Annotated in this window: 12 protein-coding genes and 3 pseudogenes; 7 read left to right on the top strand and 8 right to left on the bottom strand. The window is 69.1% G+C overall.

What is annotated here, in order from left to right; all coding sequences use genetic code 11:
• Positions 1-10 precede the first annotated feature (10 nt).
• Positions 11-754: a tRNA (guanosine(46)-N7)-methyltransferase TrmB gene (trmB, locus tag FU658_RS07265; protein ID WP_147891472.1), complete on the top strand. Its 744-nt coding sequence runs from the start codon at positions 11-13 to the stop codon at positions 752-754.
• A gap of 57 nt (positions 755-811) precedes the next feature.
• The gene (locus FU658_RS07260) at positions 812-2665 is read left to right on the top strand and encodes an SLC13 family permease (protein ID WP_147891471.1); all 1854 of its coding nucleotides are present in this window, start codon (positions 812-814) and stop codon (positions 2663-2665) included.
• Here FU658_RS07260 and FU658_RS07255 read toward each other — a convergent pair.
• Entirely contained in the window at positions 2662-3003 is a 342-nt protein-coding gene (locus tag FU658_RS07255) for a Rieske (2Fe-2S) protein (protein ID WP_255505471.1), read from the bottom strand. The two genes, FU658_RS07260 and FU658_RS07255, sit on opposite strands and share 4 nt — an antisense overlap.
• Positions 3004-3080: 77 nt before the next feature.
• Between FU658_RS07255 and FU658_RS07250 the strand changes: the two genes are divergently transcribed.
• From FU658_RS07250 to FU658_RS07235, 4 genes and pseudogenes are all read left to right on the top strand, one after another.
• Positions 3081-3368, top strand: a complete 288-nt coding sequence (locus FU658_RS07250; protein ID WP_147891469.1) for a hypothetical protein — start codon at positions 3081-3083, stop codon at positions 3366-3368.
• Between the two features lie 16 nt (positions 3369-3384).
• A pseudogene (locus FU658_RS07245) lies at positions 3385-4087 on the top strand (fumarylacetoacetate hydrolase family protein).
• A gap of 111 nt (positions 4088-4198) precedes the next feature.
• A complete protein-coding gene (gene mscL / locus FU658_RS07240) occupies positions 4199-4603 on the top strand; it encodes a large-conductance mechanosensitive channel protein MscL (RefSeq protein WP_147891468.1) in 405 nt (134 codons plus the stop codon).
• 58 nt (positions 4604-4661) lie between these two features.
• The gene (locus FU658_RS07235) at positions 4662-6083 is read left to right on the top strand and encodes a M28 family peptidase (RefSeq protein WP_255505470.1); all 1422 of its coding nucleotides are present in this window, start codon (positions 4662-4664) and stop codon (positions 6081-6083) included.
• 2 nt (positions 6084-6085) lie between these two features.
• Here the strand turns inward: FU658_RS07235 and FU658_RS07230 are convergent, their stop codons facing one another.
• From FU658_RS07230 to pyk, 6 genes and pseudogenes are all read right to left on the bottom strand, one after another.
• Positions 6086-7306 (bottom strand): hypothetical protein, encoded by a 1221-nt coding sequence (locus FU658_RS07230; RefSeq protein WP_222708377.1) that lies wholly within the window; start codon positions 7304-7306, stop codon positions 6086-6088.
• A 93-nt stretch (positions 7307-7399) separates the two neighbouring features.
• Entirely contained in the window at positions 7400-8176 is a 777-nt protein-coding gene (locus FU658_RS07225) for a TrmH family RNA methyltransferase (protein ID WP_147891466.1), read from the bottom strand.
• Positions 8169-11305: pseudogene (locus FU658_RS07220) on the bottom strand (efflux RND transporter permease subunit). Before FU658_RS07220 ends, FU658_RS07225 begins: the two are co-directional and overlap by 8 nt.
• A 10-nt stretch (positions 11306-11315) precedes the next feature.
• A complete protein-coding gene (locus FU658_RS07215) occupies positions 11316-12407 on the bottom strand; it encodes an efflux RND transporter periplasmic adaptor subunit (protein ID WP_255505469.1) in 1092 nt (363 codons plus the stop codon).
• Positions 12408-12685: 278 nt separating this feature from the next.
• The gene (locus tag FU658_RS07210) at positions 12686-13696 is read right to left on the bottom strand and encodes a class I fructose-bisphosphate aldolase (RefSeq protein ID WP_147891465.1); all 1011 of its coding nucleotides are present in this window, start codon (positions 13694-13696) and stop codon (positions 12686-12688) included.
• A 91-nt stretch (positions 13697-13787) separates the two neighbouring features.
• A pseudogene (gene pyk, locus FU658_RS07205) lies at positions 13788-15253 on the bottom strand (pyruvate kinase).
• A 43-nt stretch (positions 15254-15296) separates the two neighbouring features.
• On the opposite strand from pyk, the gene FU658_RS07200 reads away from it, so the two are divergent.
• Complete coding sequence (locus tag FU658_RS07200) at positions 15297-15848, top strand: hypothetical protein (RefSeq protein ID WP_147891464.1); 552 nt, start codon at positions 15297-15299, stop codon at positions 15846-15848.
• A 44-nt stretch (positions 15849-15892) separates the two neighbouring features.
• Here the strand turns inward: FU658_RS07200 and FU658_RS07195 are convergent, their stop codons facing one another.
• On the bottom strand, positions 15893-17071 hold the full coding sequence (locus FU658_RS07195; protein ID WP_255505468.1) for a phosphoglycerate kinase: 1179 nt from the start codon (positions 17069-17071) through the stop codon (positions 15893-15895).
• Positions 17072-17179: the final 108 nt, after the last annotated feature.

The raw sequence follows: 17179 nt of genomic DNA, 5'->3' as shown, positions 1-17179 counted from the left end.
CGGGACAGGGATGTCCGAAAAACAGCCGCCCACGCCCCCGACGCCCGCCGATGCCCAGCGCCGGCCCTTCACCGGTGAACCCGGTCGTCGCCAGGTCCGCAGCTTCGTGCTGCGCGAGGGCCGGCTGACGCCGGCGCAGAAGCGTGCCTTCGACCAGCACTGGTCGCGCTACGGCCTGGACTACCAGGGCACGGTTCGCGACCTCGACGCCGTGTTCGCCCGCCGGGCCGAGCGCGTGCTCGAGATCGGCTTCGGCAACGGCGAGGCGCTGCGCTTCGCCGCCGGCAACGAGGCGCACCGCGACCTGATCGGCGTCGAGGTGCACCGGCCCGGCGTGGGCCGCCTGCTCAATGCGCTGGCCGACGACGCCCGCGAGCACGTGCGCCTGTACTGCCACGACGCGGTCGAGGTGCTGCGCGACGAGATCGCCCCGGGGGCGCTGGATGAAGTCCGCATCTTCTTCCCCGATCCGTGGCACAAGAAGCGCCACCACAAGCGCCGGCTGGTCCAGCCGGCGTTCGTGGGCCTGGTCGTCTCCCGCCTGAAGCCGGGTGGCCTGCTGCACCTGGCCACCGACTGGGAGGGTTACGCCGAGCACATGTTCGACGTGCTCGAGGCCGAGCCGGCGTTGCGCAACACACTGGGGCCGCGCACGGCCGCCGAGCGGCCGTCGTGGCGGCCACAGACACATTTCGAGCAGCGCGGTGTCCGACTGGGCCACGGCGTGTGGGATCTTTTGTACGAACGCACCTGACCCCTTCGAGTTCCGAGCACCCGACAGGAGATAGCGCAAGCCCGCCCCATGGACGCCATGGACAACCTGGCCACCGGCAGCAGCATGGCCCTGACCACCGACATGATGCTCGTGTTGGCCCTGGTCGGCTTCACCATGGTGATGCTGATGCTCGAGAAGCTGCGCCCGGACGTGACCGCGCTGATCGTGCTGGTGGCGCTGGGCCTGCTGGGCCTGGTGCCGGCCGAGCGGCTGTTCGGCGGCTTTGCCGGCAATGCGGTCATCTCGATCATCGCGACGATGATCCTCGGGGCCGGCCTGGACCGCACCGGGGCTCTCAACCGCCTTTCGGTGTGGCTGCTGCGGGTGTCCAAGGGCATGGAGGAGCGCCTGATCTGGATGACCTCGATCATGGCCGGCCTGGTCTCCTCGGTCATGCAGAACCCCTCGGTGGCGACGCTGTTCCTGCCGGTCGCCTCGCGCCTGTCGGCGCGTACCGGCGTGGCTCTTTCGCGCATGCTGCTGCCGATCGGCGTGGCGATCGTCATGGGCGGCAGCCTGACGATGGTCGGAAACTCACCGCTCATCATGCTCAACGACCTGGTGCTGTCGGCGAACTCCAACCTGCCCTCCGGCGTGGCGACGCTGACCGGGTTCGAGATGTTCGCGCCGCTGCCGATCGGCATCGCGCTGCTGCTGGCCAGCGTGCTCCTGTTCCGGCTGTTCGGCCGGCGACTGCTGGGTGGTGGAGAGGACAAGGGCGTCACTCCGGCACGCACCGAGAGCTACTTCGCCAACGCCTACGGCATCGGCGGGGAGATCTACGAGCTCACCGTCACCGCCGACAGCCCGCTGGTGGGCATGTCGATCGGCGAGGCGGAGGCCCAGCGCGATGCACCGCTGTTCCTCGCACTCAAGAGCGGCAACGAGTCGCGGCTGGCCGCACCGGCGGACGCCATGATCTGGGTCGGCAGCGTGATCGGTGCGATGGGCCGGCGCGAGGAGATCAACGACTACGCCCAGAACAACCTGCTCCGCGTCTCGCCACGGTTGCGCAATTTCGCCGACCTGTTCAACCCGAGCCGGGCCGGCATTTCCGAGGCGGTGATTCCGCCCAACTCCCGCTTCATCGGCAAGACCCAGGCCGACCTGCAGCTGCGCAAGCGCCACGGCATGAGCCTGCTGGCGATCAACCGCGACGGTGAGATCTGGCGCGAGGACATCCGCCACATGCCGATCAAGTCCGGCGACATGCTGGTGTTCCACTCGATCTGGCAGAGCCTGGCCCAAGCGTCGGAGGACCGCGACTTCGTCGTCGTCACCGACTACCCGAAGGAGCAGCAGCGCCCGCACAAGCTGTGGGTGGCGCTGGCGGTGTTCGCCGTCGCGCTGGGCCTGGCGCTGTCGGCGGAACTGCCGGTGCCGCTGGCACTGATGACCGGCGCGGTGGGCATGCTGGTGCTGGGCGTGCTGAACATGGACGAGGCCTACGGCGCGATCAACTGGAAGACCGTCTTCCTGATGGCCTGCCTGATCCCGCTGGGCTGGGCCATGGACTCCACCGGGACGGCGGGCTGGATAGCGATCCAGGTGCTGGACCGACTCGGTACGGACGTGCCGATCTGGGTGCTGGAGGCGGCCGTGGGACTGCTCACGACGATGTTCGCCCTGGTGATCACCCACGTCGGGGCCACCGTGGTGATGGTGCCGATGGCGATCAACCTCGCGCTGATCGTCGGTGGCAACCCGGTGGTGTTCGCACTCATCGTGGCGTTGTCGGCCTCGAACAATTTCCTGAGCGCATCCAACCCGGTCCTGGCGATGATCGCCGGCCCGGCCGGCTACCGGCCGCTCGACCTGCTCAAGGTCGGCATCCCGCTGACCTTCGTCTATCTGGGCATCGTGCTGGTGGCCGTGAACGTGATGTTCTAACCGACCAGGTGCACCGCGCCGTCGCGCACTTCCACCGCCACCACGGCCAACGACTGCCCACGGCAGGGCCCGCTCACGCATTCGCCATCGCCACGGCGGAACATCGCGCCGTGGACGGCACACACCAGCAGCCCCTTGTCGATGAGGAAACGGCCCGGCGCCCAGTCCAGTCGCCGCCCGGCATGCGGGCAGACATTGTGGAAACACTGCACCCGGTCGCCCTCACGGGTGAGCAGCAGGTCGCAGGCTTCACCGTCCACCAGGGCCTCGGCCGCCAGCGCGCCGCCCTCGGGGATGGCGTCGATGCGGCACAGCGGCGGATTTAACGAAGTTCTCACGATTGGCCTGTCACCACTCTGTAGCATGGGCGTCCCGCCACCACGGGCGGGCATTGTCCCACAGGGTATCCACGCCCATGCAGTCTTTCCGCTACCGCTTCTCCCGCTTCGAGTTCCGCCGCCCGCGCAATCCGCTGCTGCGACTCGGGGTGGCCCTGCTCGGCATCGCCGTACTGGCCATGCTGCTGGTGTTCGGCTTGTTCATCGGCCTGGCCATGCTCGCCTTCACCGCCACGCGCCGCCTGGCGGCCGCGCTGATGGGTGTGCACCGGCAGGGTGGCCATCGCACGGGCCCCGACGATGCGCACGTCATCGAAGGCGAGTACGACGTCGTGCGCAAGCCGCACGATTTCCTGCCCCGCTGATCCGGACGGCGACCCCATGAGCGAACGTTTCGTCGTGCCGGTCCTGCCGGCGCCCTCGCTTGCGGTGCGCGGATCCAACGCACGGTTCCCGGTACACCGCATCTACTGCGTCGGCCGCAACTTCGCCGACCATGCCGCCGAGATGGGCGCCAGCATCGATCGCGGCCAGCCGGTCTTCTTCATGAAGCCGGCCGACGCGGTGGTTCCGGGCGGCGGAGAGATGCCGTTTCCCACGGCCACCGGCGACCTGCACCACGAGGTCGAGCTGGTCGTGGCGCTGGGACGCGATGCCGGGGGGCGTCGTCGGCATCGAAGAGGCCGGGGCGCTGGTCTACGGCCATGCCGTCGGCCTCGACCTGACCCGCCGCGACCTGCAGGCCATCGCCAAGGAGCGCCGCCTGCCCTGGGACACGGCCAAGGGCTTCGACCGCTCCGCGCCGGTCAGCGAACTGGTCCCGCTGGACGAGGCCCGTCTCCCGGCCGATGCCCGGCTGTGGCTGGAGGTCAACGGCGAGCGACGCCAGCAGGCCACGCTCGACACCATGGTGTGGTCGACCGCCGAGGTCATCGCCGCCCTCTCCCGGCTCTATGAACTGCGCGCCGGGGACCTGGTGTTCATGGGCACGCCTGCCGGCGTGGCGGCGCTGTCACCCGGCGACCACTACAGGGCAGGCATCGACGACCTGGTCGTGCTCGAGGGCAGTTTCGCCCGCGACTGACATGCACCTGCCCCGGCTCCCGGCCGGAAGCGGTTGTTTTGGGGTTAGAGTCTGGCTGCCACTGCCCGGCCCGACCCGGTGCCGGGACATTACTCCGCGGGGGAAACAGCGATGAGCATGACGAAGGAGTTCAAGGAATTCGCGATGCGCGGCAACGTCGTCGACCTGGCGGTCGGCCTGGTGCTGGGCGTGGCGTTCGGGCGCATCGTCACCGTGCTCGTCGAGCGCGTGATCATGCCGCCCCTCGGCCTCCTGATCGGCGGCATCGACTTCAACGACCTGGTCATCACGCTGCGGGAGGCCACCGCGCAGGCCGAGGCCGTGACCATCGGCATCGGCGAGTTGGTCAACGCCTTGCTACAGTTCGTCATCGTGGCCTTTGCGATCTTCCTGGTGGTCAAGGCGATCAACCGGTTGAAGCGCACCGAACCGGCCCCGCCGGAGCCGGCACCCGCCGAGCCCAGCGAAGAGGCGAAGCTGCTACGCGAGATCCGCGACGCGCTGCGGACCCGCTGAATCCCCCGGCCCACTCGGACGCCGGCCTGCGCCGGCGTTCGTCATTTCAGGAGTTCCAATGCATCCACGTACCCACGCCCTTCCCATGCTGCTGGCCGCCCTCGCGCTGGGCACCGTAGTGCCCGCCACAGCCGGCGAGACCCGCATTCCGGAAGCGGCGATCGAGACCGCGGCCGGGCTGCGCGATCGCGCACTGGCCGAAAATCCCGGATACGCGATCATCGAGGAACTCACCACCGTGATCGGTCCGCGCATGCCGGGAACCGAGGCCGATGCCAGGGCGGTGGAGTGGGCCAAGCAGAAGTTCGAGGCGCTGGGCTTCGATCGCGTCACCACCGTTCCGGTCACCTTCGACGTCTGGCTGCGCGGGGAAGAGCGCGCCGAGATCCTCGGGACCGTTCCGCAGCCGCTCAAGATCACCGCGCTGGGCGGCAGCGTGGCCACCCCGGCCGAGGGCATCGAAGCCGAGGTGGTCGAGTTCCCGAACCTGCAGGCCCTCGCCGACGCACCCGACGGCAGCCTGGAAGGCAAGATCGCCTACATCTCCAACCGAATGCAGCGCTTCCGGGATGGCCGTGGCTACGGGCCGGCCGTGGCCGCGCGATCGACCGGTGCCGTCGAGGCCGCGCGCAAGGGCGCGATCGGCCTGCTGATCCGGTCCATCAGCACCGCCGAGCACCGTTTCCCGCACACCGGGCAGATGCGCTACGAGGACGGTGTCGCGCGTATCCCGGCCGCCGCGCTGGCCAATCCCGACGCCGACCAGCTTTCGCGCCTGATCGCGCTGGGCGAGCCGGTCAGCGTCCGCCTGATGCTTGAGACGATGACTCCCGGGGAGTACACCTCCCACAACGTCATCGGCGACCTCATCGGCCGCGAGGCGCCGGAGGAAATGGTGGTGATCGGTGCGCACCTGGACTCCTGGGACCTCGGCACCGGTGCGCTGGACGACGGCGCCGGCATCGGCATCACCTTCGCCGCCGGCCACCTGATCGGCCAGCTGCCCGAACGTCCGCGCCGCACGGTGCGCGTGATCGCGTTCGCGGCCGAGGAGATCGGCCTGCTGGGCGCGCGTGCCTACGCCCAGCACGAAGCCACGCGCGTGCGCGAACACGTCATCGCCGCCGAGAGCGACTTCGGTGCCGGCCGGATCTATGCACTCCGCTCCAACGCCAAGGACGAGGCCTGGGGTGCGATCGAACAGATCGGGGACGTCCTGCGCCCGTTGGGTATCGAGACCGAGCGCGGGGTCGGCGGGCCAGGGCCGGACATCATTCCCCTGGCCACCCGCGGCGTGACCTGGGCGCAACTGGCCCAGGACGGCACGCTGTACTTCGACTACCACCATACCGCCGACGACACGCTGGACAAGATCGATGCCGGCGACATCGACCAGCAGGTGGCGGCCTACGCGGTCTTCGCCTGGCTGGCCGCCGAGGCCGAGGGCGATTTCGGCAGCGCGCCGCCTGGAAGCGACTGAGGTCAGTCCAGCAAGGGGCTGTCGAGGGTGGTGGACGGGCGTCCGATCACCGCTTCGGCAGCCTCGCGCAGGTCATGGAGGCTGGGTACGCGCACTTCGATGAGGCGACGCATGACGTCGTCCAGGCTGCGCTCGCCATCGCTGGCCTCCTGGATCTCCCCGGCCAGTTCGTGGAAGAGGATGACCGCGCGCGCGGTCTTGGGGCCGTGGGCGCGGACATCGCGCAACGTACGCACGCCCTCGCCACGGTTGCGCATCCATTCCAGCGCCCTTTCGAAACGGCTCTCGCTGATCAGCCCCACGCGACGCATCAACTCGAGCGAATAGTATTCAGCCGTACCTTCGGCGATCCACTGCTCCTGGTTGCCCTGGACGCGGGTCACCATGTGCACGAGCTCGTGCACCAGCGTCGACGTCGCGTTCTCGCTGATCAGCGGCCGGTCCGAATGCATGTACAGGCTGTTGGGCCCCGACAGGCCACCGCGCCACATCGGGTCGCCGGCACCGACGATCAGCAGCTTCTCCGGCATGATGCCGAAGGCATCGCGCATTTCCGGCAGCACCAGGTTGGTCATCCCCAGGATCTCGTTGCGGCGCATGCCGTCGCCGCGAGGCGCGGCCACCACCACCTCGACGTCGCGATGCTGCTCGCGGCGGATGCCGAGGTCGCCTGCGATCATCCAGCCCGTGGGCCGGTCGAAGCGACGTTCCGGATTGTCGATGGTGAAGGTGGCGGCTTCCCCGCGCGGCGGCCAACCGGTCTCGACGGCGCTCCAGCCCTCGGGCAATTCGAAATGCAGGCTGGCGTCGGACGCCGCGCCCCGTGAACTCGTCACGACCGCCGCCGGCACCAGGTGGTCCCCGCGCATCAGTACCCAGTCGGGGGTCATGCGGGCGTCGTAGCCGGCACCCCGGCGGCGGCGATCCACGCGGTACTCGTAGCTCAGGCTGCCGCCGTCGGCAGGCGGGTTCCACACCATGCGCCCCTGGGCGACCTCCAGCTCGCCATCGCCGGAGGCGTTGCGGTAGCGCGAGGTTCCGACGTTGAAGTCGAACTCGCTGACGCGCCCCTCGCCGGGGCGGTAATCGATGCGCACCCGGGCGACGCCGCGCTCGGGCTCGAAGGCGACGTGGTACTCCACACGGTAGTCCGCCGCCCGGGCCGGCGCCCAGGCCAGGCAGGCCACCAGCAATGCACTCGATACGATCCGGGTCCAACGCATCTTCAAGCCTCTCTCGCGGGCGGCCATCATCGCAAACCAGAGGTTAACCGTCGGGCAATCCACGCGTCGCCACCCTGGTCCGGCTGCGGTGCCTCAGTGGTGCCGCCGCGCCCATTCGGAAACGAACACGGCGGTCGCGGCGCTGACATTGAGGCTTTCCACCGCACCGGTGCCAGGAATGCCCAGCCGGCGTTCGCAGGCCGCCGCGATGGCCGGGTCGACACCCTCGCCTTCCGCCCCCATGACCAGCAGCAGACGGTCGGGCAGCTGGGTGCGGTAGAGGTCGTCCCCACCGCGCACCACGGTTGCGATCGGCGTGAAGCCGGCCGCATGCAGGCGCGCGAACGCACTCGACGGCTGCCCGGCTTCGACGAGTGGCACCGATTCAGCGCCGCCTTCGGCAATGCGTGCAGCCGCTCCCGAAACGGCCAGCCCGCTGCCGGCAGGCAGGAGCACGCCAGCGACGCCGAAGTGCGCCGCCGAGCGCAGGATGGCCCCGAGGTTGTGGGGATTGCCCACGCCGTCGAGCCACAGGGCCAGCGATGGCCCCTGGGCCAGGCCGTCTAGCCACGCATCCAGACGGGGCATCGGCGCCGGCAACACCGCCATGCACACGCCCTCATGGTGTTGGCTGCCACTGAGCCGCTGCAGGTCCTCGCGCGGCACGATCCGGTAGCCGACGCGATGGCTGGCGCACCAGGCCATGACCTCGCGCAGCACAGGCACCCGGTCCTCGCTCAACCACAACTTCCGGATCGCGTCGGGGCGGCGCCGGAACACCGCCAGACAGGCGTTCAGGCCATGCAGGCGCGTCTCCGCCGGAGCATCGGCGGGCCGGCGCGGTCCCGCTCGCCGCGGCGCCTCAGGCATGTCCGCCCACCTCGGGGGTCCGCCCCTCGAGCTGTTGCAGCTTGCGCGTCAGGAACATCGGCGAGCGGGTGTAGGGGGCCAGCAGCGAGTAGAACGCGGGGATGACGTACAGCGACAGGAGCGAAGAGAAGGCCACGCCGAAGATGATCACCACGCCGATCGTCGCGCGGCTGGCCGAACCCGGACCGCCGGCGACGACCAGTGGGATCGCGCCAGCCATCGTTGCCACGGACGTCATCAGGATCGGGCGCAGGCGCACGTCGGCCGCCTCGATGATCGCCTCGGTGACCTCGCGACCCTCGTCGCGAAGCTGGTTCGCGAACTCGACCATGAGGATGCCGTTCTTCGCCGCCAGCCCCACCAGCATCACGATGCCGATCTGACTGAACAGGTTCAGCGAGCCTCCCGTGATCCACAGGCCCAGCAACGCGCCCAGCACTGCCAATGGCACGGTGAACATGATGACGAAGGGATGGATGAAGCTCTCGAACTGTGCCGCCAGCACCAGGTAGACGACCAGCAGGGCCATCGCGAAGGTGATCATGACGCTGCCACTGGCCCGGATGAACTCGCGCGACTGGCCCTTGTAGTCGATCTGGGCATAGTCGGGCAGTTCGGCGCGGGCGTGGTCTCCACCCAGTCGATCGCCTCGCCGAGGCTGTAGCCCCCGGCCAGGTTGGCCGAGATGGTGATGGCGCGAAGCCGGTTGTAGCGGTTCAGGCTGCCCGGCTCCGCCACTTCGCTGAGCGTGACCAGGTTGGAGAGCGGGACCAGCTGGCCAGTCCGCTCCGAGCGCACGTAGATGTTGAACAGGTCGTCGGTGCTGGCCCGGAACTCGCTTTCGGCCTGAAGAATGACGTCGTACTCCTCGCCGCCTTCGACGTAGGTCGTGACGCGACGTGAACCCATCATCGTCTCGAGCGTGCGGCCCACCTCCTGCACCGAGATTCCCAGGTCGGCGGCCCGGGCACGATCGATGTCGATGCGGATCTGCGGGCGCGTTTCCTGGTAGTCGGAGTCGGCGCCGAAGATGTTCGGATTCTCCTCGATCTTCTCCAGCATCCGGTCACGCCACTCGGCCAGCTCGACATAGTCGGGGCCACCGAGCACGAAGACCAGCGGCTGTCCGCCACCACCGCCCAGCCCGCCTCCGCGGCCCTGGGCGAAGGCACGCACGCCCGGTACCTGGTGGAAATCGCGGCGCAGTGCGTCGACCACCTCGCCGGTGTCCATCGTGCGCTCGCCCCAGTCCTTCAGGAAGACGATCGCCATGCCGGTATGCATTTCCTCCGAGGCACCAAAACCGCCGGGCACGCGTGAGTTCACGCGCTCCAGCGGCCCGTCCTCGCCGAGATAGCGGTCCATGACCCGCTCGATGTCCTGCATCTGCGCGACCGTGTAGTCGAAGCCCGCACCCTCCGGCCCCTGCACCATCACGAACAGCGTGCCGCGGTCCTCGTCGGGCGTGAGTTCCTTGGGAATGGTCACGAACAGCAGCGCCGCCAACGCCGCGACCGCTCCGAAGACCATGGCCAGCCCCAGCACGCGCCAGCGCACGGTGTGACGGACCACCCAGGCGACCTGTCGCCCGTAGACGTGGCTGACCGAGGCCAGCCGGGCCTGGAACCAGGCGTTCACGCCACGCGGCTTGCTGTTGGGGCGGATGAGCTTCGAGCACATCATCGGCGTCAGCGTCAGGGCCACGAACGACGAGATCACCACCGCGCCGGCCAGGGCCACCGAGAGCTCGCGGAACAGGCGGCCTGCGTTGGACTGCATGAAGCCGACCGGGAGGAACACCGCCACCAGGACCGCGGTCGTGGCGATGACCGCGAACGCGACCTGCGCGGTACCGCGCTTGGCCGCCACGATCGGCGGCTCGCCGAGATCGGCGCGCGCTGGTTGTTCTCAAGCACCACGATCGCATCGTCCACGACCAGGCCGATGCACAGCACCAGCGCCAGGAGCGTGAGCAGGTTGATCGAAAACCCGAACGCGGCCAGGCCGATGAAGGCGGCGACCAGGCAGATCGGCACCGTGACCGCCGGGATCAGGGCGGCCCGCAGGCTGCCCAGGAACAGGTAGATGACGATGAGCACCAGCAGCAGTGCCTCGACCAGGGTGCGATAGACGCGGTCGAGCGAGGCCTCGATGAAGATCGTCGAATCGAAGGCGACGAAGATGTTCGTGCCTTCGGGCAATGTCGGCTGGATGCGCTCGGCCTCTGCCCGGATCGCATGTGCCACGTCGAGGCTGTTGGAGGTCGAGGTCTTGACGACGCCAAGGCCGATGTTGGGCTGGCCGTTGCTGCGGAAGTAGGCGCGCCGGTCGGCCGAACCCCGTTCGACCCGGGCCACGTCGCCCAGGCGCACGACGTAGCCGTCCTCTCCCCGCGCGAGGCTGAGCGCCGCGAAGTCGTCCGCGGTCTGATAGGCGCGCGTCATGCGCAGGGTGAAGTCGCGCGCCGCCCCCTCCAGTGCTCCGGCCGGCAACTCGATGTTCTCGCGCCGCAGCGCACCCTCCACGTCGGCCACCGTCAGGCCACGCGCGGCGAGAGCCTGGTTGTCGAGCCAGATGCGCATCGCGTAGCGCTGCTGGCCACCGACCCGGATGGCCGCCACGCCGTCGATGGCGGACAGCGTCGCTGACGTAGCGCTCGGCGTAGTCGGTCAGCTCCAGCGTGTCCATGCGGTCGGATGCCATGTTCAGCCAGATGATCGGCCGTGCATCGGCCTCGACCTTCTGCACCCGCGGCGCGTCCGCCTCTGGAGGCAGGCGGGACAACACGCGGCTGATCGAGTCACGCACGTCGTTCGCGGCGGCCTCGATGTCACGGTTCAGGCTGAACTCGATGCTGACCGAACCCGATCCATTGCGGCTGCGCGACTCGACGCTCTCGATGCCCTCGATGCCACTGACCGCATCCTCCAGGATCTGGGTGACGCGGGTCTCGACCACGGCCGCCGACGCGCCGGGGTAATCCACGTTGACCGAGACGATCGGAGGATCGATGTCGGGCAGTTCGCGCACCGTCAACGTGTTGTAGGCCATCACGCCCAACACGATCAGCAGCAGGCTCATGACGGTCGCCAGGACCGGCCGCTGGATGGAGATGTCGGAAAGGACCATGCGCAGTTCCTCAGGCGTCGGCTTCAGTGACGGCGTCGGGGTCGGCGGGAGCCTCTGCGGCGATTTCACTGATGCGCGCACCGTCGCGCAGCTTCACCACGCCCTGGACGACGATCCGGTCACCCTCTGAAATTCCCTCCACCACCTCGGCTTCGCCGGCACGACGCGCGCCGATGCGCACCGGCACGCGCTCGACGGTGTCGTCGTCCTTGACCCGATAGACGAAGGCATCGCCGCCCACCTGCACCACGGAGATCTCCGGGATCACCAGCGCCTCGCGCGGGGCGCGGATGATGCGCACCGTCATGAGCATGCCCGGTCGCAGCGCCCGGTCTGCGTTCTCGATTTCGGCACGCACCGTCACCGAGCGCGTGACCGGATCCACCCGCGAGCCGATCGTGCGCAGTTCACCCTCGAAGCTGCGCTCGGGATAGGCCGCACTGCCGGCCTCCACCACCTGTCCCACCGACAGCGCGGAGATGAAGGTTTCCGGCACGGTGAATTCCAGCCGAATGCGGCTGATGTCGTCCAGGCTGGCGATCGTGGTGCCCGGCGTGACCAGCGTGCCGGCACTGACCTCGCGGAATCCAAGCACGCCGGCGAACGGGGCGGTGATGACCCGGTCACCCAGGCGGGCGCTGATCGTGTCCATGCGGGCGCGTGCGGACTGCGCGGCGGCCCGGCGCGTGTCGAGGTCGCTGCGCGACACCAGCTGGCGCTCGGCCAGCTGCTCGGCACGGTTCAACTGCTGCTGTGCTTCCTGCAAGCCTGCGCGCGCCTCGGCCAGCTCGGCCAGTTCCGCCCGGCCCGACAGCTCCACCAGCACGTCGCCGGCCTCCACCAGGTCGCCATCCTCGAAGTTGACCCTCGATACCGTCTCGGTGACCTTTGCGGTGATCATCACCGACTCGTTCGCCTGCGCGGTGCCGAGCGCCCGGATGCTGTCGGTCCAGGACACCGGTTGCACCGTCGTCGTGGTGACCGTGGCCGCGGGCATCTGCCCTCCGCCACCGGCGTTGTCCGAGCGGCAACCGGCCAGGGCCAGCGCCATCAGGGCGACGAACACCACGGCAAGGCGGGGACTGGGCAGAACACGTATCAAGGTGAAGCTCCTGTCGTGGAACGGAGGGGCCGATGCCGGGACGAGACCATGACGGCGCTGGAAGGTTCAGCCCGGCCCGTTGGCTTCGCTCGGCGGAGGAGTCGGCTGCTGCGGACGGTTCGGCGCCCGAAAGAGGCTGGCCCCCGGCATTGTAGGGGCCGGCCCCGTGAATCCGCCGTGTCGTTAGTCATGAGCGGACCCTGGAACTGCCACCTGGAGCCCAAAACGAACAACGCCGGCGCAAGGCCGGCGTTGTCCATGTCCATCGAGGCTTCAGGTCAGGCGCCCTTGCTCCACTGGCCGAGCGCGGCCAGGCCGTTCTCGCGAGCACGCTGGGCGACGGTCTTCTGCGCCTCGGCGACGTTCGCCTTGGGATCCTTGGCCCAGATCTTCAGGGCGGCGGACTGCATCGCGCGGCCGTAGCTGAAGCTCAGCGGCCACGGGTGGGTACCCATCCGGTTCATCGCATCCAGGTGGGCGGTGGCATCCTCGTCGGACTGGCCACCCGACAGGAACACGATGCCCGGCAGGCTGGCCGGCACAGACGCCTTCAGGCAACGCAGCGTCGCCTCGGCCACTTCCTCGACGCTGGCCTTCTCGGCGCAATCCTTGCCCGGCAGCACCATCGACGCCTTCAGGATGGTGCCCTCCAGCGAGACGTTGAAGTCGAACAGCGCACCGAACAGCGAGCGCAGCACGACCTCGGTGACCTCGAAGCAGGTGTCGATGTCGTGGTCGCCGTCCATCAGCACTTCGGGCTCGACCATCGGCACGATGCCCTGCTCCTGGCACAGCGAGGCGTAGCGCGCCAGCGCGTGGCAATTGGCTTCGATCGCGGTGCCGGTCGGGATGTCGTCGCCGATGTTGATCACCGCGCGCCACTTCGCGAAGCGGGCTCCGAGCTGGTAGTACTCCTTGAGGCGGGCACGCAGTCCGTCCAGCCCCTCGGTGACCACCTCGCCCGGGCAACCGGCCAGCGGATGCGTGGACAGGTCGACCTTGATGCCCGGGATGACACCGGCCCTGGTCATGACCTCGGTGAAGGGCACGCCATCGGCGGTCTTCTGGCGCAGCGTCTCGTCATACAGGATCGCACCCGAGATGTGCTCACCCAGGCCCGGGGTGGTCAGCAGCATCTCGCGGTAGGCGCGACGGTTCTCCTCGGTGCACTCCACGCCCACGCCGTCGAAGCGCTTCTTGATCGTGCCGGTGGATTCGTCGATGGCGATGATGCCCTTGCCTGCGGCCACCATGGCCTTGGCGGTGTCTTCCAACTGTTCGATGCTCATGGGGTCGGCTCTTCCTGATTGGACGGGAGGGGGTCGCGTGATCCGCCCATTATAGTCCGCCCACCCCCTCGGGTCATGCCGCGCCCGGGGCCTACAGCGTCCCGAGGCCCTGCGCCTGGCCGTCGGGCCCGACTTCCAGCAGGCGCAGCGTGTTGGTCGCACCGCGGGACTCCATCGCATCGCCGCTGGTGAAGATGACCCGGTCTCCGGTCGCCAGCAGCCCGTCACGGAACAGTTGCGCCACCGCCTCGCGTGCGGCATCGCGCGAGGACAGGCTGCGCGAGTCGAAATCGACCGGGAACACATCGCGCATCAGCCCCATCTGCCGACGCGCTCCGGCGTGCCTCGACAGGCCGTAGATGGGCACGCTGGAGCGGAACCGCGACAGGTACCGGGCGGTGCCTCCGGACTCGGTCAGCGCGATGATCGCGCGCACCGGGATGTGCTCGGTCAGGAACATCGCCGCCATCGCGATGGCCTGGTCGGAGCGCTCCAGGCCGCGCGGAGCCGCCTCGAAGTCGGTGTCGTGGTCGAACTGGCGCTCGGCGCCCAGGCAGATGCGCTGCATCGCAGCGACGGCCTCGATCGGATACTGCCCGGACGCGGATTCCGCCGACAGCATGACCGCATCGGTGCCGTCGATGACGGCGTGGCGACGTCCAGCACCTCGGCCCGCGTCGGGATCGGGTTGTCGACCATCGACTGCAGCATCTGCGTGGCGGTGATCACGACCCGCTGGCGCTCCAGCGAGACGCGGATGATCTTCTTCTGCAGGCCGGGCAGCTCGGCGTCCCCGATCTCCACGCCGAGATCGCCGCGGGCCACCATCACCGCATCGGAGGCGTCGATGATCTCCTCGAGGTTCTCGATCGCCTCGGCGCGCTCGATCTTCGCCACCAGGTGCGGCACCCCGCCGGCCTGGCGGGCCAGCTCGCGGGTGTCATGCATGTCCTGGGCGGAACGGCAGAACGAAACCGCCAGGAAATCCACGCCCATGCCGACGGCGTGGACGATGTCCTCGCGGTCCTTTTCGGTCAGCGCGCCGAGCGAGAGCCCGCCTCCCAGGCGATTGAGGCCCTTGCGATCCGACAGCGGCCCCGCGGTCAGCACGCGGGTGTGGATGCGGTCGCCGCGCACTGCAGTGACTACCAGCGCCACCAGCCCGTCGTCGAGCAACAGCGTGTCCCCCTTGGCAACGTCACCGACCAGGCCGAGGTAGCTCACCCCGACTTCGTGCTCGTTGCCGGGAGCGGCATCGGCGCGGCAGACCAGGTCGAAGTCCTGCCCGGCCTGGAGCCGGATGCGACCCTCGGCGAAGCGCTCGATTCGGATCTTGGGTCCCTGCAGGTCGGCCAGCACGCCGATCTCGCGCCCCAGCGCCAGGCCAGCCTCGCGCACGGCGGCGATGCGGGCGGCGTGGTCGGCAGGCGTGCCATGGGAGAAGTTGAGCCGCACCACGTTGACGCCGGCACGGATGAGCGCCTCGATGCGCCCCGGGCCATCGGTGGCCGGCCCGAGGGTGGCCAGGATCTTGGTGCGCGAGTGCGGGGTGTCCATGAGGCTCCACGGTCGGGGGTACTTCGCATACGCTAGCAGACCGATGAACGAACCACGCGACAGTGCCGACGACCGGCAATCCGAGCCGCGACCCGCCCCGGGGCAGGCCCCGGACTGGCTGCTGCTGCATCCCCTGCCCTGGTGGCGGCGAGCCCGCCACCTGGCACGCCTGGGCCTGCTCGTGCTCACCGCGCACGCCGTCGTGCTGGTGTCGTTCGAATCACTGCGCGCACTGAGTTACCTGACACTCGTGGCCAGCGTGGTTGCGATCCTGGCCCTGCCCAGGCCCGAGCTGCGGGTGGGGTGGCGCCGCGGTCGCATCGAAATCCAGGCCGGACGACACCGCTGGTCCACGCCTGCCGAGGCGATCGACCTGGCGGCGGCACGCAGCGTCGAGCTGCCGCCGCCCGGCCGGGGCACCGGAACCGGGCCGCGGGGAATTCAAAACCGGCGCCTGGCTGGGGCCCGGTCGCTGGCCGGCGCACGATCGCGCAGTGTTCTGCGCGGCGCGGCCCGGCCTGGCGCTGCTGGTTCCGGTCAGCCCGACCCAGGCCCTGGTCCTGTCGAGCCACCACGGGCCCGCCGCGTTGCGTGATGCGCTCGGCGCCCTCCTGCAACGCGACGCCGACTCCCGCGAAATCAGGCCGCCCGGGCCCTGAGCGCGGTCACCGCCGGAAGCTCCTTGCCTTCGCAGAACTCCAGGAACGCGCCTCCCCCGGTCGAGATGTAGCTGATCCCGGAGGCGACGCCGTACTTGTCCACCGCGGCGAGCGTGTCTCCACCCCCGGCAATGGAAAATGCCCGCGAACCGGCGATCGACTTTGCCAGCGACTCGGTGCCGTGGCCGAACTGATCGAACTCGAACACCCCGACCGGTCCGTTCCAGACCACGCTGCCCGCCCGGCTCACCATGCCGCCGTAGCGCGCCGCGGTTTCCGGGCCGATGTCGAGGATCATCTCGTCCTCGCCCACCTCGTCGACCCGCCGCACGTGCGCTATCGCGCTGGCGCTGAACTCGCTCGCCACCACCACGTCGACCGGGATCGGGATGTCCGCACCGCGCGCCTTTGCGTCGGCCATGATCTTGTGCGCCGTGGCGACCAGATCCGGCTCGTACAGCGATTTGCCCACCCGATGGCCCACGGCGGCGATGAAGGTGTTGGCGATGCCACCACCGACGATGAGCTGGTCCACCTTCGACACCAGGCTCGAGAGCAGCTCCAGCTTGGTCGACACCTTCGAGCCGGCAACGATCGCCAGCAACGGGCGCTCCGGCTCCAGCAGGGCCTTGCCAAGCGCGTCGAGCTCGGCCATCAGCAGCGGGCCGCCGCAGGCGACCGGGGCGAAGTGGATCACCCCGTGCGTGGACGCCTGCGCCCGGTGCGCGGTACCAAACGCATCCATGACGAACACGTCGCACAGGGCGGCGTAGCGTCGTGCCAGGGCCTCGTCGTCGGACTTCTCCCCGGCGTTCATGCGGCAATTCTCGAGCAGGACCAGCTCGCCAGGGGCCACCTCGACGCCATCGAGGTAGTCGCGTACCAGCCGTACTTCGCGGTCCAGCAGCTCGCCCAGCCGCTGCGCCACCGGCGCCAGGGAGTCGGCCTCGCTGAAGCTGCCCTCGACCGGGCGACCGAGGTGCGAGAGCACCATGACCGCCGCATTGGCCTGCAAGGCGGCCTGCAGCGTCGGCAGCGCCGCCTGTATGCGCTGCTCGGACGTGATGCGCCCGTCCTTGATCGGTACGTTGAGGTCCTCACGGATCAGGACGCGCTTGCCGGCCAGGTCGAGGTCGCTCATGCGGGGGATGCTGGTCATGTCTGCTCCAAGGCGGGCCGGGCTGCGGCCAGGATAAACCCACTATTTTCCGGGCCTTGCCCCACGGATTCAAACCGGCGCCTGAACCGGGTTCAGCGTTGCCGCCAA

The organism is Alkalisalibacterium limincola (assembly GCF_008017755.1).
In the GTDB taxonomy this organism is placed as follows: domain Bacteria; phylum Pseudomonadota; class Gammaproteobacteria; order Xanthomonadales; family Xanthomonadaceae; genus Alkalisalibacterium; species Alkalisalibacterium limincola.
This window is presented reverse-complemented; position numbering and strand designations above follow the sequence as displayed.